At 58.2% G+C, this 21,872-nt stretch carries 25 protein-coding genes; 20 read left to right on the top strand and 5 right to left on the bottom strand.

Annotated elements, in window-relative coordinates; all coding sequences use genetic code 11:
• The first annotated feature begins 103 nt into the window (after nucleotides 1–103).
• The 3 genes from argJ to ABTV22_RS23855 all read left to right on the top strand — a co-directional run bounded on the left by argJ (nucleotide 104) and on the right by ABTV22_RS23855 (nucleotide 3,048).
• A complete protein-coding gene (gene argJ / locus ABTV22_RS23865) occupies nucleotides 104–1,321 on the top strand; it encodes a bifunctional glutamate N-acetyltransferase/amino-acid acetyltransferase ArgJ (protein WP_433736877.1) in 1,218 nt (405 codons plus the stop codon).
• Nucleotides 1,322–1,450: 129 nt separating this feature from the next.
• A complete protein-coding gene (locus ABTV22_RS23860) occupies nucleotides 1,451–2,107 on the top strand; it encodes a glutathione S-transferase family protein (protein WP_433736876.1) in 657 nt (218 codons plus the stop codon).
• A complete protein-coding gene (locus ABTV22_RS23855; RefSeq protein WP_433736875.1) occupies nucleotides 2,104–3,048 on the top strand; it encodes a Nudix family hydrolase in 945 nt (314 codons plus the stop codon). The genes ABTV22_RS23860 and ABTV22_RS23855 overlap by 4 nt, the downstream gene beginning before the upstream one ends.
• A 135-nt stretch (nucleotides 3,049–3,183) precedes the next feature.
• Here ABTV22_RS23855 and ABTV22_RS23850 read toward each other — a convergent pair whose 3' ends face one another.
• The 3 genes from ABTV22_RS23850 to ABTV22_RS23840 are packed head-to-tail and all read right to left on the bottom strand — an operon-like array spanning nucleotide 3,184 to nucleotide 6,768.
• Nucleotides 3,184–3,765 (bottom strand): cob(I)yrinic acid a,c-diamide adenosyltransferase, encoded by a 582-nt coding sequence (locus ABTV22_RS23850; RefSeq protein WP_433736874.1) that lies wholly within the window; start codon nucleotides 3,763–3,765, stop codon nucleotides 3,184–3,186.
• A gap of 3 nt (nucleotides 3,766–3,768) precedes the next feature.
• Nucleotides 3,769–5,805, bottom strand: a complete 2,037-nt coding sequence (locus ABTV22_RS23845; protein ID WP_433736873.1) for a sensor histidine kinase — start codon at nucleotides 5,803–5,805, stop codon at nucleotides 3,769–3,771.
• 45 nt (nucleotides 5,806–5,850) lie between these two features.
• Nucleotides 5,851–6,768: a putative 2-dehydropantoate 2-reductase gene (locus ABTV22_RS23840; protein ID WP_433736872.1), complete on the bottom strand. Its 918-nt coding sequence runs from the start codon at nucleotides 6,766–6,768 to the stop codon at nucleotides 5,851–5,853.
• A 133-nt stretch (nucleotides 6,769–6,901) separates the two neighbouring features.
• Here ABTV22_RS23840 and ABTV22_RS23835 point away from each other — a divergent pair, with 133 nt between their 5' ends.
• Nucleotides 6,902–7,387 carry a YajQ family cyclic di-GMP-binding protein gene (locus tag ABTV22_RS23835; RefSeq protein ID WP_096509333.1) on the top strand — a complete coding sequence of 162 codons (486 nt, stop codon included), beginning with the start codon at nucleotides 6,902–6,904 and terminating at the stop codon, nucleotides 7,385–7,387.
• A gap of 139 nt (nucleotides 7,388–7,526) precedes the next feature.
• A complete protein-coding gene (locus ABTV22_RS23830) occupies nucleotides 7,527–8,369 on the top strand; it encodes a mechanosensitive ion channel family protein (protein ID WP_433736871.1) in 843 nt (280 codons plus the stop codon).
• Between the two features lie 143 nt (nucleotides 8,370–8,512).
• Here the strand turns inward: ABTV22_RS23830 and ABTV22_RS23825 are convergent, their stop codons facing one another.
• Nucleotides 8,513–9,841, bottom strand: coding sequence for an OprD family porin (locus ABTV22_RS23825; RefSeq protein ID WP_433736870.1), 1,329 nt, complete (start codon nucleotides 9,839–9,841; stop codon nucleotides 8,513–8,515).
• A 355-nt stretch (nucleotides 9,842–10,196) separates the two neighbouring features.
• On the opposite strand from ABTV22_RS23825, the gene ABTV22_RS23820 reads away from it, so the two are divergent.
• From ABTV22_RS23820 to ABTV22_RS23810, 3 genes are all read left to right on the top strand, one after another.
• The gene (locus tag ABTV22_RS23820; protein WP_433736869.1) at nucleotides 10,197–10,628 is read left to right on the top strand and encodes a hypothetical protein; all 432 of its coding nucleotides are present in this window, start codon (nucleotides 10,197–10,199) and stop codon (nucleotides 10,626–10,628) included.
• 129 nt (nucleotides 10,629–10,757) lie between these two features.
• Nucleotides 10,758–11,183 carry an HIT domain-containing protein gene (locus tag ABTV22_RS23815; RefSeq protein WP_433736868.1) on the top strand — a complete coding sequence of 142 codons (426 nt, stop codon included), beginning with the start codon at nucleotides 10,758–10,760 and terminating at the stop codon, nucleotides 11,181–11,183.
• 3 nt (nucleotides 11,184–11,186) lie between these two features.
• The gene (locus ABTV22_RS23810; protein WP_433736867.1) at nucleotides 11,187–11,393 is read left to right on the top strand and encodes a SlyX family protein; all 207 of its coding nucleotides are present in this window, start codon (nucleotides 11,187–11,189) and stop codon (nucleotides 11,391–11,393) included.
• Nucleotides 11,394–11,453: 60 nt separating this feature from the next.
• Here ABTV22_RS23810 and ABTV22_RS23805 read toward each other — a convergent pair whose 3' ends face one another.
• Nucleotides 11,454–12,056, bottom strand: coding sequence for a cold shock domain-containing protein membrane protein (locus ABTV22_RS23805; protein WP_433736866.1), 603 nt, complete (start codon nucleotides 12,054–12,056; stop codon nucleotides 11,454–11,456).
• 313 nt (nucleotides 12,057–12,369) lie between these two features.
• Here ABTV22_RS23805 and ABTV22_RS23800 point away from each other — a divergent pair, with 313 nt between their 5' ends.
• The 12 genes from ABTV22_RS23800 to tolA all read left to right on the top strand — a co-directional run bounded on the left by ABTV22_RS23800 (nucleotide 12,370) and on the right by tolA (nucleotide 21,872).
• Nucleotides 12,370–12,837, top strand: a complete 468-nt coding sequence (locus ABTV22_RS23800) for a Dps family protein (RefSeq protein WP_433736865.1) — start codon at nucleotides 12,370–12,372, stop codon at nucleotides 12,835–12,837.
• A gap of 266 nt (nucleotides 12,838–13,103) precedes the next feature.
• Entirely contained in the window at nucleotides 13,104–13,454 is a 351-nt protein-coding gene (locus ABTV22_RS23795; RefSeq protein ID WP_433736864.1) for a ribbon-helix-helix domain-containing protein, read from the top strand.
• 122 nt (nucleotides 13,455–13,576) lie between these two features.
• Nucleotides 13,577–13,798, top strand: coding sequence for an FmdB family zinc ribbon protein (locus tag ABTV22_RS23790; RefSeq protein ID WP_007977333.1), 222 nt, complete (start codon nucleotides 13,577–13,579; stop codon nucleotides 13,796–13,798).
• A 124-nt stretch (nucleotides 13,799–13,922) separates the two neighbouring features.
• Entirely contained in the window at nucleotides 13,923–15,698 is a 1,776-nt protein-coding gene (gene aspS / locus ABTV22_RS23785) for an aspartate--tRNA ligase (protein WP_433736863.1), read from the top strand.
• A 124-nt stretch (nucleotides 15,699–15,822) separates the two neighbouring features.
• A complete protein-coding gene (locus tag ABTV22_RS23780) occupies nucleotides 15,823–16,569 on the top strand; it encodes a YebC/PmpR family DNA-binding transcriptional regulator (protein WP_433736862.1) in 747 nt (248 codons plus the stop codon).
• Between the two features lie 161 nt (nucleotides 16,570–16,730).
• Nucleotides 16,731–17,255 carry a crossover junction endodeoxyribonuclease RuvC gene (gene ruvC, locus ABTV22_RS23775; protein ID WP_433736861.1) on the top strand — a complete coding sequence of 175 codons (525 nt, stop codon included), beginning with the start codon at nucleotides 16,731–16,733 and terminating at the stop codon, nucleotides 17,253–17,255.
• Nucleotides 17,256–17,366: 111 nt separating this feature from the next.
• Complete coding sequence (gene ruvA, locus ABTV22_RS23770; RefSeq protein WP_175388409.1) at nucleotides 17,367–17,975, top strand: Holliday junction branch migration protein RuvA; 609 nt, start codon at nucleotides 17,367–17,369, stop codon at nucleotides 17,973–17,975.
• Nucleotides 17,976–19,037 (top strand): Holliday junction branch migration DNA helicase RuvB, encoded by a 1,062-nt coding sequence (gene ruvB / locus ABTV22_RS23765; protein ID WP_433736860.1) that lies wholly within the window; start codon nucleotides 17,976–17,978, stop codon nucleotides 19,035–19,037.
• Between the two features lie 127 nt (nucleotides 19,038–19,164).
• A complete protein-coding gene (gene ybgC, locus ABTV22_RS23760) occupies nucleotides 19,165–19,632 on the top strand; it encodes a tol-pal system-associated acyl-CoA thioesterase (protein WP_433736859.1) in 468 nt (155 codons plus the stop codon).
• Nucleotides 19,622–20,317, top strand: a complete 696-nt coding sequence (tolQ, locus tag ABTV22_RS23755; protein WP_095193175.1) for a protein TolQ — start codon at nucleotides 19,622–19,624, stop codon at nucleotides 20,315–20,317. The genes ybgC and tolQ overlap by 11 nt, the downstream gene beginning before the upstream one ends.
• 23 nt (nucleotides 20,318–20,340) lie before the next feature.
• The gene (tolR, locus tag ABTV22_RS23750) at nucleotides 20,341–20,793 is read left to right on the top strand and encodes a protein TolR (protein ID WP_162634961.1); all 453 of its coding nucleotides are present in this window, start codon (nucleotides 20,341–20,343) and stop codon (nucleotides 20,791–20,793) included.
• Entirely contained in the window at nucleotides 20,793–21,872 is a 1,080-nt protein-coding gene (tolA, locus tag ABTV22_RS23745; RefSeq protein WP_433736858.1) for a cell envelope integrity protein TolA, read from the top strand. The genes tolR and tolA overlap by 1 nt, the downstream gene beginning before the upstream one ends.

Raw genomic sequence — 21,872 nt, 5'->3', positions numbered from 1 at the left:
AAATACCCGCGCCGCGACCGGCTCATGCCGTCGCGGCGTTTTGCCATTTAAACCACCGCGCTTGCTGACGCGGTGCAGACATCATCTAGTAAGGAGCGCATTCATGGCTGTTGGTCTTGGTCCTTTGCCAACGTTGCACCCGGTTGCCGGTTTTGAACTCGGTATCGCCTCGGCTGGTATCAAGCGCCCGGGGCGCAAGGATGTCGTGGTCATGCGCTGTGCCGAAGGCTCCACAGTCGCTGGCGTGTTCACCTTGAACGCCTTTTGCGCAGCTCCGGTCATCCTGGCCAAGCAGCGCGTGCAGGGTGCCGTACGCTACCTGCTGACCAACACCGGCAACGCCAACGCTGGTACCGGCGAGCCGGGCTTGGCCGCCGCCGAGCGCACCTGCGCCAAGCTGGCGGAACTGACCGGCGTCGACGCCAGTCAGGTGCTGCCGTACTCCACCGGTGTGATCGGCGAGCCGCTGCCGGTCGAGAAGATCGAAGGCGCGCTGCAAGCGGCCCTCGACGACCTGTCGGTCAATAACTGGGAAGCAGCCGCCACCGGCATCATGACCACCGACACCCTGCCCAAGGGTGCCAGCCGCCAGTTCCAGCATGACGGCGTGACCATCACTGTCACCGGCATCAGTAAAGGTGCGGGCATGATCCGCCCGAACATGGCGACCATGCTCGGCTACATCGCCACTGACGCCAAAGTCTCGCGTGATGTACTGCAAAACCTGATGCTGGACGGCGCCAACAAGTCGTTCAACCGTATCACCATTGACGGCGACACCTCGACCAACGACTGCTGCATGCTGATCGCGACCGGTCAGGCAGCACTGCCGGAAATCACCCGTGCCGAAGGTGAATTGTTCGCCAAGCTCAAGCAAGCGGTCTTCGAAGTGTGCATGGACGTGGCCCAGGCCATCGTTCGCGACGGTGAAGGCGCGACCAAGTTCGTCACCGTTGAAGTCAACGGCGGCGGCAATCACCAGGAGTGCCTGGACGTTGGTTACACCGTGGCCCACTCGCCGTTGATCAAGACCGCACTGTTCGCTTCCGACCCGAACTGGGGCCGCATCCTGGCCGCCGTTGGCCGTGCCGGCGTGCCGAACCTGGACGTGAGCAAGATCGACGTGTTCCTTGGCGAAGTGTGCATCGCCAGCCGTGGTGCCCGTGCCGCGACTTACACCGAAGCCCAGGGCGCAGCGGTGATGCAGCAGGAAGAAATCACCATCCGTATCGAACTGGGACGCGGCGATTGCAGCGAAACCATCTGGACCACCGACCTGTCCCACGAGTACGTGAAGATCAACGCCGAGTACCGGACGTAAGACCCCTTCGCGGGCAAGCCTCGCTCCTACGGGTACGATGCTGCTTCTGTAGGAGCGAAGCTTGCTCGCGAAGACGACTGACCAGACACTAAAAATGCCGGCCTGTCCCCCTCAAAAAAGGTCCCGAACATGTCCTTGCACCTGATCATCGGCGACAAACTGCTTTCCTCCTGGTCCCTTCGCGGCGCTTTGGCTCTCGACCTGACCGGCGCTTCCTATACCGAAGAACTGATCAAGCTGAACCAGCCGGACACCCGCGAGCGTCTGCTCAAGCATTCGCCGACCGGTAAAGTCCCGCTGTTGAAAACCGAGCACGGCACCATTGCCGACTCCCTGGCGATCGCCGAATATCTGGCTGAGCAATTCCCCGACAAAGGTTTGTGGCCCAAAGACACGGCTGCCCGCGCCCAGGCGCGTTCGGCCTGTGCGCAGATGCACAGCGGATTCTTTGGCATGCGCGGCAACATGCCATTCGACCTGAGCCATGACGCGCCGTTGGCCTCGGTTCCGGCCGATGTTCCGGCCGATGTTCAGGCCGATGTTCAGGCCGATATCGAGCGCATGTTGGCGTTGTGGGCTGAGTGTCGGGCTGCAGCCACCGAAACAGGTCCGTATCTGTTCGGTCGTGTAACCCTCGCCGACGTGTTCTTTGCACCTATCGCCGTGCGCCTGCGTACCTATCAGGTCAAGTTGTCGGCTGTCGACGCGGCCTATGTTGAAACCATCTACCAATGGCCGGCCTTCAAGGCCTGGCAGAAGGCCGGACTGGAGGAAATCGAGCGGTGAAACGCGTACACGTAGCGGCTGCCGTCATCCGTGATAGCAGTGGCAAAATCCTGATTGCCCGCCGTGCCGACACTCAGCACCAGGGCGGTTTGTGGGAGTTTCCGGGTGGCAAGGTTGAGGCTGACGAATCGGTCGAAACCGCGCTGGCCCGTGAACTGAAGGAAGAGCTGGGTATCGTGGTCAGCACTGCGCGGCCATTGATCAAGGTCCACCACGATTACCCGGACAAGCAGGTGTTGCTTGATGTCTGGGAAGTCTCGGCGTTCACCGGCGAGCCGCACGGCGCCGAAGGTCAGCCACTGGCCTGGGTGACCGCGCGCGAACTGTCGGGGTACGAATTCCCCGAGGCTAATCGGCCCATCGTCGCCGCGGCCCGGTTGCCCGAACAATACCTGATCACCCCGGAAGACTTGGAAGCACCGCAATTGCTGCGGGGGATTCAAAAGGCTATCGCCGGCGGTATCAAACTGATCCAGCTGCGCGCACCGAACGGTTATGACCCCAAGTACCGCGATCTGGCGGTGGATGCCGTGGGGCTGTGTGCCGGCAAGGCGCAGTTGATGATCAAGGGGCCGTTCGAGTGGCTCGGTGACTTCCCTTCAGCTGGCTGGCATATCACCTCTGCACAGTTGCGCAAGTACGCCGCTGCCGGTCGGCCATTGCCCGCATCGCGCTGGTTGGCGGCCTCCTGCCATAACGCCGAAGAGTTGGCACTGGCCGAGGAGATGGGGGTGGATTTCGTGACCTTGTCGCCCGTGCAGCCGACCCTGACCCATCCGGACGCACAGCCATTAGGTTGGGAACAGGCTTCGACCTTGATCGAGGGTTTTAGCCGACCGGTGTTCCTGCTCGGTGGCGTTGGGCCGGCAGAGGTGCAGAAGGCTTGGGCGGCGGGTGCCCAGGGTGTGGCGGGAATTCGGGCGTTTTGGCCTGAGGTTTGATCCAGCGCTGGATTGTCTGGCCTCATCGCGGGCAAGCCTCGCTCCTACGGGGTTTGTGTCGTTCACAAATATTGCGATCGACCCAAACCTCGTAGGAGCGAGGCTTGCCCGCGAAGGCGTCCTTACGTGCGCTGCTTAATTTTCCGGTTTCGCCGCCGGTTGCCACAAAATTTCCGCAATCCCCTGGCGCCGAGCTATCACCCGTGCCACGACAAACAACAAGTCCGACAACCGATTGATGTACGCCAGGCCAACTCCGGCCAAGGGCTCTACGGTATTCAAATGCTGACACCGTCGCTCGGCGCTGCGGGCCAGACTCCTGCAAACGTGAGCTTGGGCGATCAAGGCTGACCCCCCTGGCAGAATGAAATTCTCCAGCGGCCCCAGTTCCTCATTCCACACATCAATCGCTGCTTCCAGGCGTTCGATTTCTACGCTGTTCAACGCCTGATATTCCGGCATGGCCAGTTCACCGCCCAGGTCGAACAGCCGATGCTGGCAGGGCGCCAATACCTCGATCACTTCCTTGAGCCCCGGATGTTCGACGCTTGCAGCCGCCAGCCCGGCCAGCAGTACGCCCACCTGACTGTTCAATGAGTCGACCTCGCCGATGGCCTCGATCCGCGGGTGATCCTTGGGCACTCGGCGACCATCGCCCAGGCCGGTTTCGCCTTTGTCGCCGGTGCGGGTGTAAATCTTCGACAGGCGAAAGCCCATGGGTTACCTCGACAGTTGATTGAGTTCTTGAGAGACGACCGGGGTGCCGGTCAAGGGCAGGCGTAAGGTGAAACAGGTGCCTTGGCCCAGGGTCGACTGCACTTCCATTTGCCCCTTATGGTTGTTGGTGATGATGAAGTACGAGACCGAGAGGCCCAAGCCGGTGCCCTGGCCAATTTCCTTGGTGGTGAAAAACGGTTCGAAGGTCCGCTTGCGTACGTTTTCGCTCATGCCGATACCGTTGTCTTCCACCTGGATTTCCGCCCAGGGCGGATTGAGCCGGGTGCGCAGGATGATCCGCCCCGGCTCGCTGTCGTCTTCGCGCAGGTGGATGGCCTGGGCGGCGTTTTTCAACAGATTGAGCAGCACCTGTTCCAGTTCGTTGGCCGTGCCGGGCACCGGACCCAGCGCTGGATCGAACTGGCGAATGATAGCTTGGCCTTTGAAGTCGAAGCCGATCGCCAGGTCAAAGTCGTTGCCGGCGATCTCCACCGCTTGATCGATCAACGCCGGCAGGTCGCAGGGTGCCATTTGTCGGGTGCTGCGGCGGCTGAAGCTGAGCATGTGGGTGACGATCTTCGCCGCCCGGGCGCCAGCCTGTTGAATGCCATCGAGCAGCTGCGGCACTTCCCGCGCTTGCAGGTAGTCGTTGACGGTCGACAGCTCGATGCCGACCTGTTCGGCCTGTTCCAGGTTTTTCGGCAGATCGGGGGACAGGCGTCGGCGAATGTTTTGCACGTTGTGCAGGATGGCGCCCAGCGGGTTGTTGATCTCGTGGGCCATGCCGGCCGCGAGGCCGCCGACGGAGAGCATTTTCTCCGACTGCACCATCATTTCTTCCAGCGACAGACGTTGGGTGATGTCGTCGATCCGGATCACCACCCCACGCCCGGCACCGCCCATCAGTGGATAGAAGGTAAGGGCGTAATGTCGGGCGTCATCGTCCTTGACCCAGGTGACGCGCTCGATCTTGGCCACGGTGTGCTGTTCGACGGTTTGTTTGAGCTGCGGAAGAAACGGCTTGAGCGGCTCGAAAGCGAGGAAGATCGGCTGGTTCAGGGCTTCGTCCAGACGAGTGCCGGAGAGCGCGCTGGCTTCCTGGTTCCACTGCGTCACGTAGAGCTGTTCGTCGAGGGCGATCAGCGCCGAGGGCATGGAGTCGATGATGCTGTTGAGGTAGTTCTGGAATCCGGTGAGTTTTTTCTCGATCTTGCTGCGCACCTGGACTTCGAGCTCAAGCTTGCGGTTGGTGTGCCGGGTTTCCTCAGCCAGCCCCTGGGCCTGGTCATAGGCGGCCTGGGACTCATCCCGCGCCCGCTTGAGCTGCTGCTCCCGTGCCTCGATACGCGAGAGCATGGTGTTGAAGGCTTCGGCGAGGCTGCCGATTTCGTCGTGGTTGCCGCGGGAGGCGCGCAGGGCGTAGTTCTCCTCCCGGGTTACCTGGCGGGACAGTTCTTCGAGTTGATGAATCGGCCGGGTGATCAGGCGCTTGATCTGTCGCGCGATCACCAGCCATAGCAGCACACTGAAGATCAGGATGCCGAGGCTGGCGGTCAGGGTGCCGGTATAGAACGCCATGGGCAGTTCGCTGCTGGCCACCAATAGTAGATGCCCTGGGGCCGTGCCTGGACGGGGCAGGGTGATGACCTGGTTGCTGCGAAACTCGGTGGCTTGCCAGGCTTCGATGTGCCGGTAACGTTCCGGCAGGTTCAGGTGATCGCCATGCTGCAACTGCGCCAGACGCTCGCCCTTGCCGTCATACAGGGCCGCGGCACGCAGCGGTGAATAGCTGTTGAGCTCATCGAGCAGGCGTTGCGCGCTTTGTGGCGAAGCCAGTGCTTCGGAAATCAGGCTCGGATTGGACACCAGGCGGCCAATGGTTTGCAGGGCCTGGGGCGCCATGCTTTCCTGGGAGATGTAATACGCGGCGCTGATAAAGGTCAGGTTGGCGACCAGCAGGACGGTGGTCAACAGCACCAACAGGGCGGCCAGCAGTTTCTGGCCGACAGGAAGGTTTTCAAGGCGCTGGCGCAATGGCATCAGGTTTATCGCTGCAAAGGAACAAGTGGCCAGCGTAGCCGCTGCTCAGTCGCTGGGCAATCCAAGGCTGTCCAGGCGAGCGATCAGTCGCTGCTGTAACTGGTTGAGGTGTGGCAAGTTCAACTGGTGCCGGGTGGCGACTTTGCAGGCATGGCCCAACAAGTAGCTGATTTCGGTTCGGCGCCGGTTGCTGACATCCTGATACATCGACGAATAGTTGGCCGCGGTGGCATGGATCACCCGTTCGACTTCCTGTTGCAGGTTCTCGGCGGCAGCAGGCTGACCGCATCGCTCAAGCAGCTCGGTCAGTTCGCCGCAGAGGGTCGCGACCTCACAATGATGTTCCTGCAGTCCGCCGTTGCGGCACTCGTGCAGCACCGTCAATGGATTGATCGCACAGTTGAGTGCCAATTTGCGCCACAGACGGGTCAGGATGTCGGTGCTCCACTCATGGGGAATACCAGCATCGTTCAGGTCTTCCAGCCAGATCGGGGCGACGGGATGGCTGGCATCGCCCAGCCAGGTGAAGCCGTGGCCGGCAAACACCACGCGCCAGTCGCCATCACGGAAAGCGCCCTCGGTGCTGGAGGCGTAAATGCAGCGCGCCTGCGGCACCTGCGCCGCCACAGCGTCCTGACTGCCCAGGCCGTTCTGCAACAGAATCAGCTCGGCACCGGGTGCCAAGCGGGGCGCCAGTTGCGCTACGGCGTGTTCGGCGTCGTAGGCTTTGCAAGCGACCAACAGGCGATTGATCGGTTCTTGGTTGTCGGGGGTTTGGGCAGGCACCGGGTAGCGCCGGGCTTCGCCCTGTTCGACCAGTGTCAGTCCGCCAGTAGCCTCGTAGGTCTGTAAACGCGTAGCGTCGCGAACGATCAACCGTACCGGCACCTCGGCCCGTGCCAGGCGCGCGGCCCACAAGGTGCCAAGACTGCCGGCACCCAGGACATGCCAAGTGGTGGACATCAGCTTTTTGCTCTGTTTAACGCGCGCATGGACGGCTCGCAGTGAATGATGGGAAAGACCCGTTATAATCAGCGCGGATTTTTACCGCAAGCAGGCGTGCTCCATCGGTGCGCCTTTTATTTGGAGAAACTACATGCCGTCGTTCGACGTGGTATCCGAACTGGACAAACACGAAGTCACCAATGCGGTCGAGAACGCCGTCAAGGAACTCGATCGTCGCTATGACCTGAAAGGCAAGGGCAGCTTCGAGTTCAAGGAAAAAGACCTGACCGTCAACCTGACCGCTGAAGCCGATTTCCAGCTTGAAGCGATGATCGAGATCCTCAAGCTGTGCCTGGTCAAGCGCAAGATCGATGTGCAGTGCCTGGAAGTCAAGGACGCTTTTGCCTCGGGCAAGCTGATGAAGCAGGAAGCCGTCCTCAAGGAAGGTATCGACAAAGAGCTGGCGAAGAAGATCGTCGCTCACATCAAAGATGCCAAACTCAAGGTCCAGGCTGCCATTCAAGGTGAGCAAGTACGTGTCACCGGCAAGAAGCGTGACGATCTGCAGGAAGCCATTGCGGCGCTGCGGGCCAAGGAATTTGGCATGCCCCTGCAGTTCAACAACTTCCGCGACTGATACACACAGCGGGAACCTCTCGGCGTTTTCGGCGTCCGAGGCCCAAGTAACGGTAGAAACGGTCGACCCGAAAAAGGCTCGATCTTTTCTGCCGTTTATTTTTCGCGTGCCACGTGGCCGGAAAATCAGGAGAACGTAGATGGACTTGAATGCTGAAGTAGATAACCTGGTCAGGGTATCCCAGGCCTGGATCCCGATGATCATGGAGTACGGCAGCCGCGTGCTACTGGCGGTGATCACCCTCGCTATCGGCTGGTGGCTGATCAACAAGGTCACGCAGAAGCTCGGCGGTCTGATCGCCCTGCGTAATGCCGATCTGGCGCTGCAAGGGTTTATCAGCAGCCTGGCGAACATCATTCTGAAGATTCTGTTGATCGTCAGCGTGGCGTCGATGATCGGTGTGGAAACCACCTCGTTCGTGGCGGCCATCGGTGCGGCAGGCCTGGCCATCGGTCTGGCATTGCAGGGCAGCCTGGCGAACTTCGCCGGTGGTGTGCTGATTCTGCTGTTCCGTCCGTTCCGCATCGGCGACTGGATCGAGGCTCAGGGTGTAGCCGGTACTGTCGACAGCATCCAAATCTTCCACACCGTCCTGCGTACGGGCGATAACAAAACCATCATCGTGCCAAACGGTAACCTGTCGAATGGCATCATCACCAACACCAATCGTCAGCCGACCCGCAAGGTGGTGTTTGATGTGGGGGTTGATTACGAAGCGGACTTGCAGAAGGCCCGTCACGTATTGTTGGAATTGGCCAAAGATCCACGTGTTTTGGCTGAACCGGCACCTCAAGCTGTCATTTCTACCTTGGGTGATAGTTCGATCACTGTTTCCTTGCGCGTCTGGGTAAAGACAGCGGATTACTGGGATGTGATGTTCATGTTTAACGAACAGTCCCGTGATCGTTTGAAAAAGGCAGGTATTGACATCCCATTTCCACAGCGGGTTGTTCGTGTGGTTCAAGAGTCAGCAGTGCAGTGATTGATCTGTCCGTCCTTGTTTGACTTGTAGGTCAGGCAAGTTCTGCGTGGATCTGATCGATTGAATACACTGTTATCGCACCAACGAAAAAGGCCCATCCGAAGATGGGCCTTTTTTGATTACCGCGAACTAACTTTCTGCGATTACAGAATGTTGAGCGGGTAGTCGGTGATCAGGCGGAACTCAGAGATATCGCCTTCGCCTTCGTCGGAGTTGGCGGTGTGCCATGCTTGACGAATACGGAACGACAGATCTTTGGCTGGGCCGGATTGAATGACGTACTTGGCTTCCACGTTGGTTTCGTGGTGTTTACCGTCTGCACCGTACAGACCGGTGTAGGTGCTGTTCGATGGAGTGTTGGTACCGTCGATGTTCCAACCATTCACGTAACGGACCATGAAGCTCAGGCCTGGTACGCCGTATTCGGCCATTTTCAGGTCATAACGGGCTTGTACCGACTTCTCGCCAGGGGCGTTGAAGTCAGAGTACTGAATGGAGTTGGCGAGGAAAATCGAGTCGCCACCACGGTTGTTGTCACCCACACCGACGTAGTCGAACGGGGTGTCGCCGTTGACCTTCTGGAACGCCAGGGTCAGGGTGTGTGCTTTCAGGAACGAGTAAGCAGCAGCCAGGGAGTAGGCGGTGTTGCTGATGTCGCCTGCTTTAGCGTTACCGGTGTCTTTGGTGTTGTAGATGTTACCGTCGAAGTTGATCGAGTTGTCGCCGCCCAGTGCGAGGGTGTAGTTCGCGTTGGCGTAGTACTGGTTCCAGACGTCTTCGAGCTTGGCACCGTAGAGCGAAACACTCAGGTCTTCGTTGATGCCGTACTTGCCACCGAAGTAGTCGATGGAGTTGGCTTGCACGCCAGCGTAGGTAGCCCACAGGCTGCCGTCACGGCCGTTGCTGTCCTGGCTGGTCGCCGAGTAGAAGTGACCGCCTTCGAGGTCGAGGTCTTTGATTTCGCTGCTCTGCAGTTGGATACCGCTGGCAGTTTGGTGAAGGATACGGGAGCCGCCTACAGCGAACACTGGAGCAGTGCTTGGCTGCATGTCACCGATTTTCAGCTCGGTCTTGGAGATGCGGAACTTGGCGGCAGCGCCGGCTTTGCCCTGGCTGTTGTTGACTTCGCCATCATCGTCCACGGACATGTTGCCGGAACCAGCGTATTTGTCGGAACCGTCCAGTTTGATGGCCAGTTGGCCCCAAGCTTCAACGCCAACACCGATCAGGCCTTGGGTGTAGCCCGAGCTGAACACGCCCTGAATGCCCTGGGTCCAGTCTTTGTCGTCGGTTGCGCCGTTTTTCTTGTTACGGTTGTAGTAGTAGTTGCGAACCAGCAAGTCCAGCTTGCTGTCTTCAACGAAACCTTTGGCTTCGGCCTGGTCGCTTACGAAAGGTGCGGCTACTGCCAACTGAGTACTGGCTGCTGCTGCAACTGCCAGTGCGATCATGCTCCACTTCATCACGCGCATCGTGATTTGCTCCTTTGGTTTTTAGAAGAGTACTGCCGCTCCACCTGTTTTATTATCTGGGCGGCTCTTTCTTTTTGTGTCGGCGCAAACTTATATCACGCCGACAATATTGGCGATACTTGCGCATCTAACCTTTCAGCATCTTTACGACGGTGTCGTAATCAGCTTGCTAGATGTCGCAAATTTATGGCCTCGATGCAACCGGGCTGACAACTTTAGTGCTGTTTTTCTAGGCGGATGCATCGGTAAAAAGAGTCCCTGGTGAAACGTTTGAATCTCCATTGGGCTATCCTGCCACTGTTTTATTTAGTCTCAAGGCTTCCACTTCCAGCGGTGCCTCATAGACGATGTGGGTGTGAATGCAACAAACGTGCTCAAATCAGTAACCTGCCGAAGTTTTTTTCTGAAAGGCTGCCTGATGCTGCAAAAGCCTCATAAAACCGGGGGCTTCATCCTGCTGGTGCATGGGCTTGACTCCATTCTTTGCATCGTGTTGACCACCCTGTTACCGCTGCGTGACAACCAAAAATGTTACCGGTTCACCCCGCCAGTGAGTAATTGGCGGATGTTCGAAGGAGTCAGCGTAGACGCACTGTGCGGTTTTGGTGCAAAAAAATTCAATCGCTGTACTGAATTCATACAGATTGTCCTTTCTTGTAGGTGGAACGAATCGTTTCCGATTGGTCATTCCAGCGTTTTTGCACAAGGCCTTGGTGCCGTGATGGTGCATTTTCGTGGTGGGCGTCACATCTCGGGGCGAGTGGCTGGCCACTTGGTGTTGGTTTAGCGGGTTTTGCCCTTGCTTCGTCGTGAAGGCGGCCGGGTTCACAGGTATGCTGCCGTCCAGTCGCTTGGCGCACGGTCTCTCGAGTGGGGCGCTAAGCTTGAACATGATGGTCCGACAGGAGTGCGCGCAGTGTTCGCTTTAGATTCACGACTTCAACAAGACACCTTACTGATCGGCGATTTCCCGCTTTGCCGGTTGCTGTTGTCCAACGATTCGAACTATCCATGGTTCATCCTGGTACCTCGTCGCGACGATATCAGCGAGATATTTCAGTTGGATGTCGCCGATCAGCAGTTGCTATGGCAGGAAACGAGCGCGTTGGCAGAAACACTCAAGGATTCATTCGATGCCGACAAGCTGAATGTCGCAGCCTTGGGTAATGTGGTCAGTCAATTGCACATGCATGTGATTGTGCGCAAGCGCGAAGACGCCGCTTGGCCGGCTCCGGTCTGGGGCAGGCACCCGGCCAAACCTTACAGTGCCGAGCAGGTCGCCGCGATTCGCGAGCGACTGCGTCTGGTGCTGACCGAAGATTTCACGTTTCTGGAGGGTTGAATCATGAGCCTGGAAGAGCGCGTTACCGATCTGGAGAGTCAGTTGGCGTTTCAGGATGACACCATCCAGGCGTTGAATGATGTGCTGGCCGCGCAGCAGAAAGCCGTTGAGCGCCTTCAATTGCAAATCGCAGCGCTGCTCAAGCGCCAGGAAGAAATGGCTGGCCAGTTCGAGTCTTTCGAGGAAGAGGCGCCGCCACCGCATTACTGAAATGCAGGCACAAAAAAACCGCGAGCAATCAGGTTGCTCGCGGTTTTTTATTGCCTTGAATCAGCGTCGCGGCAGAGCAGCAATCACATCTTCGGCTTGCAGGCCCTTGTCACGATTCATGACGGAGAACTCCACGCGCTGGCCTTCGACCAGGACGCGGTGACCTTCGCCGCGAATGGCCCGGAAGTGCACGAAGATATCGTCGCCGGAGTCGCGGGAAATAAAGCCGAAGCCTTTGGAGGTGTTGAACCACTTGACGGTGCCGGTATCGCGGTTGCTCATGTCGTAGCTAGGCGTGGCGGCGGCGGGTGATGATTTGTAGAAGCCGATGGCCAGGTGCAGAACAACGGCGATCAGCGTTGCGACCAGGCTGAACAGAACGGCAGGTTGACCGGCAATCTCAGGCATGGGTGCAAGCAGCGTCAGGATTTGCAGGACGACCGCCAGGATCAGTAGCGCACTGACCAGGTTTTGCAGTTGGTGACGCGGACCTTTGTTCCAGTTGGGAATGACTGGAGCGAGGGTGAGGTTGAGCAGGCCGAACAAGGCCAGGTACAGCGCATCGGGTTGTTGCAGGTAAGGTACGGCTTCGGTTCGCAGGCTAGGGATGAAGGACAACAGCAAGGCTGCTGCGCCCATTAGCAGGTGGACGATTTTCAACATTTTGATTGACTCACGTTTAGACGGATCACAAGGAAGAGCTGATGGGGCACGGTTCGCTTCAGAACAAATAAGAAGAGGCGTTGAGCACGTATCCAGTATCAGCCTATGCGCAGCACCCGGAAAATAAGGGCGTCAGCGACACACCGCCTATTTAACAGCAAAGCTTGTGGCTACTCAAATCAAGGAGTCCAGCGGTGCGTCGGGGGCGATTTGTCGCAGGCCGGTGAGGTATCCAAGGCTGCGGGGCAGCAACAGGCTTGCTAGAGTGGTCCTGCACCTGTTGGATGAACTTCATCACCTTTAGGGGAAAAACATGGCAATCGATATCGGAATCAGTGAAGAGGATCGCAAATCCATCGTTGACGGGCTTTCGCGTCTGTTGTCGGACACTTATGTACTTTATTTGAAGACCCATAATTTCCATTGGAATGTCACTGGCCCGATGTTCCGGACCTTGCACCTGATGTTCGAAGAGCAATACAACGAGTTGGCGTTGGCCGTCGACTTGATTGCCGAGCGAATCCGCGCGCTCGGCTTCCCGGCTCCCGGCGCTTACTCCGTTTACGCGCGGCTGTCCTCTATTAAAGAGGAGGAGGGCGTGCCCTCAGCCGAGGACATGATCAAGCAACTGGTTGAAGGGCAGGAAGCGGTAACACGCACGGCGCGCGGCATTTTTCCGCTGCTTGAAAAGGTCAGTGACGAACCGACGGCCGATCTGCTGACCCAGCGCATGCAAGTTCACGAAAAAACCGCCTGGATGCTTCGCGCCCTGCTGGATTAGTAGTCAGTTGATGCGCGGATGATGCCTTGAGGGTGTTGTTCGCGCGTTGTCTTTGTCCGTCGAAAAAGCACCTGCCTACTGAGTGAGCTTTCGCCGTTCGGAGTAGGAAAATTCCGGGCGTAGGACGCTCTCCATGATCTGCCATCCGCTGTTGGCTTCTCCTACGCGGAGGGTCAAAAAGTCATCTGGATATAACTTTGCCCCCGCGGTTTTATAAGTGCGCAGGCCCTTATGGAAACCAAGGATGACAAAGGAGTGTCAGTGATATGGTTTATGACATCAGGCAAAAGGAAGCGAGGAACGGTGCGTTCAAGGGGATCAGAATTGATCCGTTTGTCAGTGAGTTCGATATGGGGCTGGTCCAGCCCTTGTCCCGGTCGGTGCGGTTGAATGGTTTCGCCACCTGCTTGCGGCTGGAGCAGGTTTACTGGGATATCTTGAGCGAAATGGCCAAGGTAAATTGCTGTTCGGTCAGTGCGTTGTTGTCTCACGTGGATCGCGAAGTGCATTTGCGTCACGGTGGGGTAAAAAACTTCAGCGCGCTGGTACGGGTGGTGTGTGTTGTGCATAGTCTCAAAGATGGTCGTTGCGAGGCCATGGCTCCGTCCCGGGGATGAAGGGGCGACGTGTCGATCTGTGCAGTCTTACGGCTGCACAGGCTGCATTTAATGGATATAATCCCGCTCTTTGCCGCAAAACCCAGCGTGTGCGGTAGCAATCTGATTGCCGAGACAACCCCATGCCGATGTACGATTACCAATGTGCTTCCTGTGGTCATCAGTTGGAAGCCATTCAAAAGATCAGCGATGCACCGCTGGTCGACTGCCCTGCATGCCAGGCACCTGAACTAAAGAAGATGCTGTCCATGCCGGGTTTCCGCCTCAGCGGTACCGGTTGGTACGAGACTGATTTCAAGACCGGCTCCAAGAAGAACCTGGCTGGCGGCGACAAAGCTGACTAGTGTCCATGCTCTGAGCCAACAGCCTTGAACTGAACCACACACGTGAGCGCTTGCATCGTCGGACATCCGACCATGTGCAAGGTCTCCAACCGAATGACGAATTACGAGAAGTGAAACCACGACCATGATGCGCAGCCATTATTGCGGCCAACTGAACGAAAGCCTGGACGGCCAGGAAATTACCCTTTGCGGATGGGTCCACCGTCGCCGTGACCACGGTGGGGTGATTTTCCTCGATATCCGTGATCGTGATGGTCTGGCCCAGGTGGTGTTCGACCCGGACCGCGCTGAAACCTTCGCCGTCGCCGATCGTGTGCGCAGCGAATACGTGGTCAAGGTCACTGGCAAGGTTCGCCTGCGTCCGGCCGGTGCCACCAACGCCAACATGGCTTCGGGCATGATCGAAGTGCTGGGCTATGAGCTGGAAGTGCTGAACGAAGCGGAAACCCCACCGTTCCCATTGAACGAGTTCTCTGACGTTGGCGAAGAAACCCGCCTGCGCTACCGCTTCCTTGATTTGCGTCGCCCGGAAATGGCCGAGAAGCTGCGTCTGCGTTCGCGCATGACCACCAGCATCCGCCGCTACCTGGACGAAAATGGCTTCCTCGACGTCGAGACGCCGATCCTGACCCGTGCCACGCCGGAAGGTGCTCGCGACTACCTGGTGCCAAGCCGTACGCACGCCGGTTCGTTCTTCGCCTTGCCGCAATCGCCACAGCTGTTCAAGCAACTGCTGATGGTCGCCGGCTTCGATCGTTACTACCAGATCGCCAAGTGCTTCCGTGACGAAGACCTGCGTGCCGACCGCCAGCCGGAATTCACCCAGATCGACATCGAGACCAGCTTCCTCGATGAAAAAGACATCATGGGCCTGACCGAAGGCATGATCCGCAACCTGTTCAAGGAAGTGCTGGGTCTGGAATTCGGCGATTTCCCACACATGACTTTCGAAGAGGCCATGCGCCGCTACGGTTCCGACAAACCGGACCTGCGTAACCCGCTTGAGTTGGTGGACGTTGCCGACCAACTCAAAGACGTTGAATTCAAGGTCTTCAGTGGTCCGGCCAACGATCCGAAATGCCGTGTAACTGCACTGCGCGTTCCGGGCGGGGCGAGCATGCCGCGCAGCAAGATCGACGACTACACCAAGTTCGTCGGTATCTACGGTGCCAAGGGCCTGGCGTACATCAAGGTCAACGAGCGCGCCAAAGGCGTCGAAGGCCTGCAGTCGCCAATCGTCAAGAACATCCCTGAAGCGGCCCTGAACGTGATCCTCGATCGCGTCGGTGCAGTCGATGGCGATATTGTGTTCTTCGGTGCAGACAAATTCAAAATCGTCAGCGAAGCCCTGGGCGCGCTGCGGATCAAGGTGGGTCACGACTTTAACCTGCTGACCTGCGAATGGGCACCGATGTGGGTCGTCGACTTCCCGATGTTCGAAGAGAACGACGACGGCAGCTTCACCGCTCTGCACCACCCGTTCACCGCGCCGAAGTGCACCCCGGCAGAGCTGGAAGCCAACCCGGCGACCGCACTGTCCCGCGCATACGACATGGTGCTGAACGGCACTGAGCTGGGTGGCGGTTCGATCCGTATCCATCGCAAGGAAATGCAACAGTCGGTCTTCCGTCTGTTGGGTATCAACGAAGCGGAACAGGAAGAGAAATTTGGCTTCCTGCTCGACGCCCTGAAATACGGTGCACCGCCACACGGTGGCCTGGCATTCGGTCTGGACCGTCTGGTAATGCTGATGACTGGCGCCCAGTCGATCCGTGAAGTGATCGCCTTCCCGAAAACCCAGAGCGCGGCGGATGTCATGACTCAGGCGCCGGGTCAGGTAGATGCCAAGGCATTGCGCGAACTGCACATTCGTCTGCGCGAAACGCCTAAAGCCGAGTAAGGCTGATCTGAAGGGCGCATCTTCGGATGCGCCTTTTCTTTATGGGTATGGTCGATATTTTTGTTTGCCGGCTGGCGCCTCAAGGCGCAGCGGGCAATGTTCCAAAGAGAATTCGGAGCGAGTTATGGCAGGTCATTCCAAGTGGGCGAACATCAAGCACCGCAAAGAACGTCAGGATGCCAAGAGAGGCAAGATCTTCACCAAGTGGATTCGTGAACTGACCGTCGCAGCCCGTCAGGGTGGTGGCGATCCAGGCTCCAATCCACGTCTGCGCCTGGCCTTGGACAAGGCCCTGGGTGCGAACATGAGCCGTGACATCATCGATCGCGCCATCGCTCGTGGCACCGGTGCTGCCGACACGGATGACGTGGTCGAGCTGACTTACGAAGGTTATGGGCCCGGCGGCGTGGCGGTGATGGTCGAGTGCATGACCGACAACCGCAACCGCACCGCGGCGGCAGTTCGCCATGCGTTCAGCAAATGCGGCGGTAACCTTGGTACCGACGGTTCGGTGGCGTACCTGTTCGAACGCAAGGGGCAGATTTCTTTTGCACCTGGCGTCGATGAAGACGCACTGATGGAAGCGGCCATGGAGGCCGACGCCGATGACGTGGTGACCAACGAAGATGGTTCCATCGACGTATTCACGTCGTTTGCCGGCTTCTACGCTGTACGTAACGCGCTGGAAGCAGCAGGTTTCAAAGGCACCGATGCGGAAATTGTCATGCTCCCGACCACCAGTGCCGAGCTGGATCTGGAAGGCGCGGAAAAAGTCCTCAAGCTGATCGACATGCTCGAAGACCTGGATGACGTGCAGAACGTCTACTCCAACGCCGATATCCCGGAGTCGGTAGCTGCTCAACTCGGTTGATGGCTTTGAAAAAAAGGTCGCAGAGTTCGGTGTGCTCTTCATGTAGGAGCTGCCGGAGGCTGCGATCTTTTGATTTTCAGCTTTTTATTTAAAAGATCGCAGCCTTCGGCAGCTCCTACACAGTTATCCTCAGGCCACCGCGATTTCTTTCTGCAGGCGTTATGACTTTAATTCTTGGTATCGACCCCGGTTCGCGCATCACCGGTTATGGCGTGGTACGCGATACAGGGCGTGGCTGCGAGTACGTGGCTTCCGGTTGTATCCGCACCGGTGCGGGCGAACTGTATGAGCGCCTGCAGATTGTCTATCGCGGGGTGCGGGAAATCATTCAGACCTACAAGCCTGTGACCATGGGCATCGAAAAGGTCTTCATGGCACGCAACGCCGATTCCGCGCTGAAACTGGGGCAGGCCCGTGGTGCCGCCATCGTGGCGGGCGCGGAAGAAAGCCTGGAGATAGCCGAGTACACCGCGACTCAGGTCAAGCAGGCGGTGGTCGGCACCGGTGCGGCCAACAAGGAGCAAGTGCAAATGATGGTCATGCACATGCTGAAACTGACCAGTAAACCGCAAATCGATGCCTCGGACGCCCTGGCGATTGCCATTTGTCATGCTCACACCCGTTCCAGTCTTCTGCCCCATGGCCTGGGGGCGGCACGCAGTCGTGGCGGGCGTCTGCGTCTCTGATAGCATCTGCAGTCAATTTTATGGAATAAGGGATTTGCGCCCGGGCTGGCGCAAAATCCTTGCTCTGTCAGTCGCTGGCCTTGTGCTGGCCAACGCTCAAGGATCTGTAACGTGATTGGACGCTTGCGCGGCACACTGGCTGAGAAACAGCCGCCGCACCTGATTCTGGATGTAAATGGCCTGGGCTATGAGCTTGAAGTGCCCATGACCACGCTGTACCGCTTGCCGTCGGTCGGTGAACCGCTGACGTTACACACCCATTTGGTCGTACGCGAAGACGCGCAGTTACTCTATGGCTTCGTCGGTAAGCGCGAGCGAGACTTTTTTCGCGAGTTGATCCGTCTTAATGGGGTGGGGCCGAAACTGGCCCTGGCCTTGATGTCGAGCCTGGAAGTCGACGAACTGATCCGTTGCGTGCAATCCCAGGACACCTCGGCGCTGACCAAGGTGCCGGGCGTGGGCAAAAAAACCGCCGAGCGCCTGTTGGTTGAACTCAAGGATCGCTTCAAGGCCTGGGAAACCGTACCCGCCATGTTCGCTCTGGTGCCGAACCAGCCGGACGGGCCTGCCCCGGTCAATACCGCCGAGAACGACGCGGTCAGCGCACTGATTTCCCTGGGTTACAAACCGCAGGAAGCCAGCAAGGCGATTTCCGCGATCAAGGAGAAAGGCTTGAGCAGTGAAGACATGATTCGTCGTGCCCTGAAGGGAATGATCTAAGTGATTGAAGCTGATCGTCTGATCGCTGCCACGGGTGGTCCCCGTGAGCGCGAGGAAGTCCAGGACCGGGCGATTCGTCCTGTCAGCCTGGCCGAATACATTGGCCAGCCGACCGTTCGTGAGCAGATGGAGTTGTTCATCCAGGCTGCCCGTGGTCGCAGCGAGTCCCTGGACCATACGCTGATTTTCGGTCCACCGGGGCTGGGTAAAACCACCCTGGCCAACATCATTGCCCAGGAAATGGGCGTCTCGATCAAAAGCACCTCGGGGCCGGTCCTTGAGCGTCCGGGGGATCTGGCGGCCTTGCTGACCAATCTTGAGCCGCACGATGTGTTGTTCATCGATGAAATCCATCGCCTGTCGCCGATTGTCGAAGAAGTGCTGTACCCGGCCATGGAAGATTTCCAGCTCGACATCATGATCGGCGAAGGTCCGGCTGCGCGTTCGATCAAACTCGATCTGCCGCCTTTCACCTTGGTCGGCGCGACCACGCGGGCGGGGATGCTGACCAACCCGCTGCGCGACCGTTTCGGGATCGTCCAGCGCCTGGAGTTCTACAGCAACGCCGATCTGTCGACGATTGTCAGTCGTTCGGCGAGCATCCTTGGCTTGCCGCTGGACCCCGAAGGTGCCTTCGAAATCGCCCGGCGTGCCCGTGGCACGCCGCGGATCGCCAACCGCTTGCTGCGCCGGGTGCGGGACTTCGCCGAAGTTCGTGCCAAGGGCCATATCACCAAATCTGTTGCCGATATGGCCTTGAACCTGCTGGATGTCGATGAGCGTGGCTTCGATCATCAGGATCGACGCCTGTTGCTGACCATGATCGAGAAGTTCGACGGTGGACCGGTCGGTGTGGACAGCCTCGCCGCGGCTATCAGCGAAGAGCGTCACACCATTGAAGATGTGCTGGAGCCCTATCTGATTCAGCAGGGCTACATCATGCGCACCCCGCGTGGTCGGGTGGTGACCCGGCATGCGTACCTGCACTTCGGCTTAAACATTCCGTCACGATTGGGTGAGATGCCCGTGGTAGACGAGTTCCTCGATGCCGTGGACGATTAATTAACTTTTGCGGGAAGATTTTTCGGGCATTGTGCTGTCCCAGGACCGTACTTTTGCGAGAAAGCCGCAGAACAATGAAAAACAGTTGCCTGGCCGGATTGGCAACCTGAGGAGTAAGCACTAGAGTATGCGCGCGCAAAACGGGCTTGAGCCTTTCGCACATCGTTGTCGCGTTTATTACGAGGACACCGATGCGGGCGGCATCGTGTATTACGTTAATTACCTCAAGTTTATGGAACGGGCTCGAACCGAGCGGCTACGAGAGCTGGGCTTTGCCCAGTCGCAGCTGGCAGGGGAGGACCTGTTGTTCGTCGTGCATTCCAGCGAAGCGCGCTATCACGCGCCGGCGCGACTGGATGACGAGTTGCTGGTAAGCGCTGAAGTAATCGAATTGAACCGCGCCAGCCTGCGCTTCAAACAGCAGGTCAGGCGGGCCGCGGATAATGCGCTGCTCTGCGAAGGGCAGTTTCTGGTGGCCTGTGTGCGCACCAACAGTTTGAAACCCCGGGCCATTCCCGAAGCTCTACGAGCGGCCTTTGCCGACGTGAGCGGCGCGGGTACACACTCAAAGCAGGAGATAAAGCGTGGAAGCTAACGTCGTCGACCATTCCTCCATGTGGAGCTTGGTCAGCAATGCCAGTATCGTTGTGCAACTGGTGATGCTGACCCTGGTAGCCGCATCGGTGACCTCATGGATCATGATCTTTCAGCGCAGCAACCTGCTGCGCGCCGGTCGACGTGCCCTGGAGAGCTTCGAGGAGCGCTTCTGGTCGGGCATCGATCTGTCCAAACTCTACCGTCAGGCGGGCAGCAACCCGGACCCGGATTCGGGTGTCGAGCAAATCTTCCGCGCCGGCTTCAAGGAGTTCTCCCGTCTGCGCCAGCAGCCAGGTGTTGATCCGGAAGCGGTCATGGAAGGTGTGGCTCGCGCCATGCGCGTTGCCATTTCCCGCGAGGAAGAAAAGCTTGAGCAGAGCCTGCCGTTCCTGGCCACCGTCGGCTCTGTCAGCCCGTACATCGGTCTGTTCGGTACCGTCTGGGGCATCATGAACTCCTTCCGTGGCCTGGCAACTGCCCAACAAGCGACTCTGGCCACTGTAGCGCCAGGTATTGCCGAAGCCCTGATCGCCACCGCGATCGGCCTGTTCGCCGCCATTCCGGCCGTTATCGCTTACAACCGCTTCTCCGCTCGCAGCGAAACCCTGCTGAGCCGCTACTACACCTTCGCCGATGAATTCCAGGCGATCCTGCACCGCAAAGTGCACACCAGCGAAGAATAAGCAGGTAATTTCCAATGGCTTTAATCGCTCGAGCCCGACACAAGCGCAAGCCGGTCGCCGAGATGAACGTGGTGCCTTACATCGACGTGATGTTGGTACTGCTGGTCATCTTCATGGTGACCGCGCCGATGCTCAATCAGGGCGTGAAAGTTGATCTGCCGAAGGTTTCCAGCGAAGCCTTGCCGCAGGACAACAACACCCAGGTCCTGACCATTTCGATCAAGGCTGACAAGACCTATTACTGGAATCTTGGCAGCGAAGTCGACACAGAGAAGCAACAAGACCGCGCCATGACCCTGCCGCAGATGACTGATGCGGTCACCAAGATCATCCGCGTCGGCAACGAAAGCGGCAAGCGTACCCAAGTCTTCATTCGCGGCGACAAGAGCGTCGACTATGGTGCCGTCATGGGTGCCATGGGCGGGTTGCAGAAAGCCGGGGTCGGTAATGTTGGCTTGATTACCGAGGCGCCCTGATGCAGCAACAGCGAGAGCCGTCCGCCTCGGAAAGCTACTTCTGGCCTAGTGTCTGGGCGATTGGCTTGCACGTGCTGGTGTTCGGCATGCTGTTTGTCAGTTTTGCCTTCACACCGGAGCTGCCGCCGGCCAAGCCTATTGTCCAGGCGACCCTGTACCAACTGAAATCGAAAAGTCAGGCAACCACCCAGACCAATCAGAAGATTGCGGGTGAGGCGAAGAAATCCGCCGCGCGCCAGACCGAAGAAGAGCAGTTGGAACAGAAGAAGGTCGAGCAGGAAGCGGTGAAGGCTGCGGAACAAAAGAAAGAAGAAGCGGCTCAAAAGGCCGAGGAAGCCAAGAAGGCCGACGAGGCGAAGAAAGCGGACGAGGCGAAAAAGGCTGACGAAGCCAAGAAAGCCGACGACGCGAAGAAAGCCGCCGAAGCCAAGAAGGCAGAAGAGAAACAATTGGCTGATATAGCCAAGAAGAAAGCTGAAGAAGAAGCCAAGAAGGCGGCTGAAGAAGAGGCCAAGAAAGCGGCTGCTGAAGAAGCGAAGAAAAAGATCGTCGAAGACGCGAAGAAGAAAGCCGCGGAAGACGCCAAGAAGAAAGCTGAAGCTGAAGAGGCGAAGAAGAAAGTCGCCGAGGAAGCGAAGAAGAAAGCTGCTGCCGATGCTGCGAAGAAGAAATCGCAGGACGCGGCGAAAAAGTCCGCCGAAGACAAAAAGGCCCAGGCCCTGGCAGATTTGCTTTCCGACACGCCACAGCGTCAGCAGGCCTTGGCCGATGAGCAGGGTGACGAAGTCGCCGGCAGTTTCGATGACCTGATTCGAATGCGTGCAGCGGAAGGCTGGGCTCGTCCACCTTCGGCCCGCAAAGGCATGACGGTTCAGCTGCAAATCGGCATGTTGCCGGACGGTACGGTGACTTCGGTCAAGGTGCTCAAGTCCAGTGGCGACGGTCCGTTTGACGCTTCAGCCGTAGCGGCAGTGAAGAATATTGGACGTTTGACGGAAATGCAGGGAATGAAGCCGAGTGATTTCGCTCCGTATCGTTCATTCAAGATGACATTCACACCTGAGGATCTAGCCCCGTGA

The sequence above is a fragment of the Pseudomonas putida genome, from assembly GCF_050990305.1.
Lineage (GTDB): Bacteria > Pseudomonadota > Gammaproteobacteria > Pseudomonadales > Pseudomonadaceae > Aquipseudomonas > Aquipseudomonas putida_AH.
Note: the sequence above shows the minus strand (reverse complement) of the source record. Positions and strands in the feature narration are given on the sequence as shown.

Coding starts and splice junctions, on each gene's coding strand:
- argJ (WP_433736877.1), top strand. CDS start 104: ATGGCTGTTGGTCTTGGTCCTTTGCCAACGTTGCACCCGGTTGCCGGT.
- ABTV22_RS23860 (WP_433736876.1), top strand. CDS start 1,451: ATGTCCTTGCACCTGATCATCGGCGACAAACTGCTTTCCTCCTGGTCC.
- ABTV22_RS23850 (WP_433736874.1), bottom strand. CDS start 3,765: ATGGGCTTTCGCCTGTCGAAGATTTACACCCGCACCGGCGACAAAGGC.
- ABTV22_RS23845 (WP_433736873.1), bottom strand. CDS start 5,805: ATGCCATTGCGCCAGCGCCTTGAAAACCTTCCTGTCGGCCAGAAACTG.
- ABTV22_RS23840 (WP_433736872.1), bottom strand. CDS start 6,768: ATGTCCACCACTTGGCATGTCCTGGGTGCCGGCAGTCTTGGCACCTTG.
- ABTV22_RS23835 (WP_096509333.1), top strand. CDS start 6,902: ATGCCGTCGTTCGACGTGGTATCCGAACTGGACAAACACGAAGTCACC.
- ABTV22_RS23830 (WP_433736871.1), top strand. CDS start 7,527: ATGGACTTGAATGCTGAAGTAGATAACCTGGTCAGGGTATCCCAGGCC.
- ABTV22_RS23825 (WP_433736870.1), bottom strand. CDS start 9,841: ATGCGCGTGATGAAGTGGAGCATGATCGCACTGGCAGTTGCAGCAGCA.
- ABTV22_RS23810 (WP_433736867.1), top strand. CDS start 11,187: ATGAGCCTGGAAGAGCGCGTTACCGATCTGGAGAGTCAGTTGGCGTTT.
- ABTV22_RS23805 (WP_433736866.1), bottom strand. CDS start 12,056: ATGTTGAAAATCGTCCACCTGCTAATGGGCGCAGCAGCCTTGCTGTTG.
- ABTV22_RS23800 (WP_433736865.1), top strand. CDS start 12,370: ATGGCAATCGATATCGGAATCAGTGAAGAGGATCGCAAATCCATCGTT.
- ABTV22_RS23795 (WP_433736864.1), top strand. CDS start 13,104: ATGGTTTATGACATCAGGCAAAAGGAAGCGAGGAACGGTGCGTTCAAG.
- ABTV22_RS23790 (WP_007977333.1), top strand. CDS start 13,577: ATGCCGATGTACGATTACCAATGTGCTTCCTGTGGTCATCAGTTGGAA.
- aspS (WP_433736863.1), top strand. CDS start 13,923: ATGATGCGCAGCCATTATTGCGGCCAACTGAACGAAAGCCTGGACGGC.
- ABTV22_RS23780 (WP_433736862.1), top strand. CDS start 15,823: ATGGCAGGTCATTCCAAGTGGGCGAACATCAAGCACCGCAAAGAACGT.
- ruvC (WP_433736861.1), top strand. CDS start 16,731: ATGACTTTAATTCTTGGTATCGACCCCGGTTCGCGCATCACCGGTTAT.
- ybgC (WP_433736859.1), top strand. CDS start 19,165: ATGCGCGCGCAAAACGGGCTTGAGCCTTTCGCACATCGTTGTCGCGTT.
- tolA (WP_433736858.1), top strand. CDS start 20,793: ATGCAGCAACAGCGAGAGCCGTCCGCCTCGGAAAGCTACTTCTGGCCT.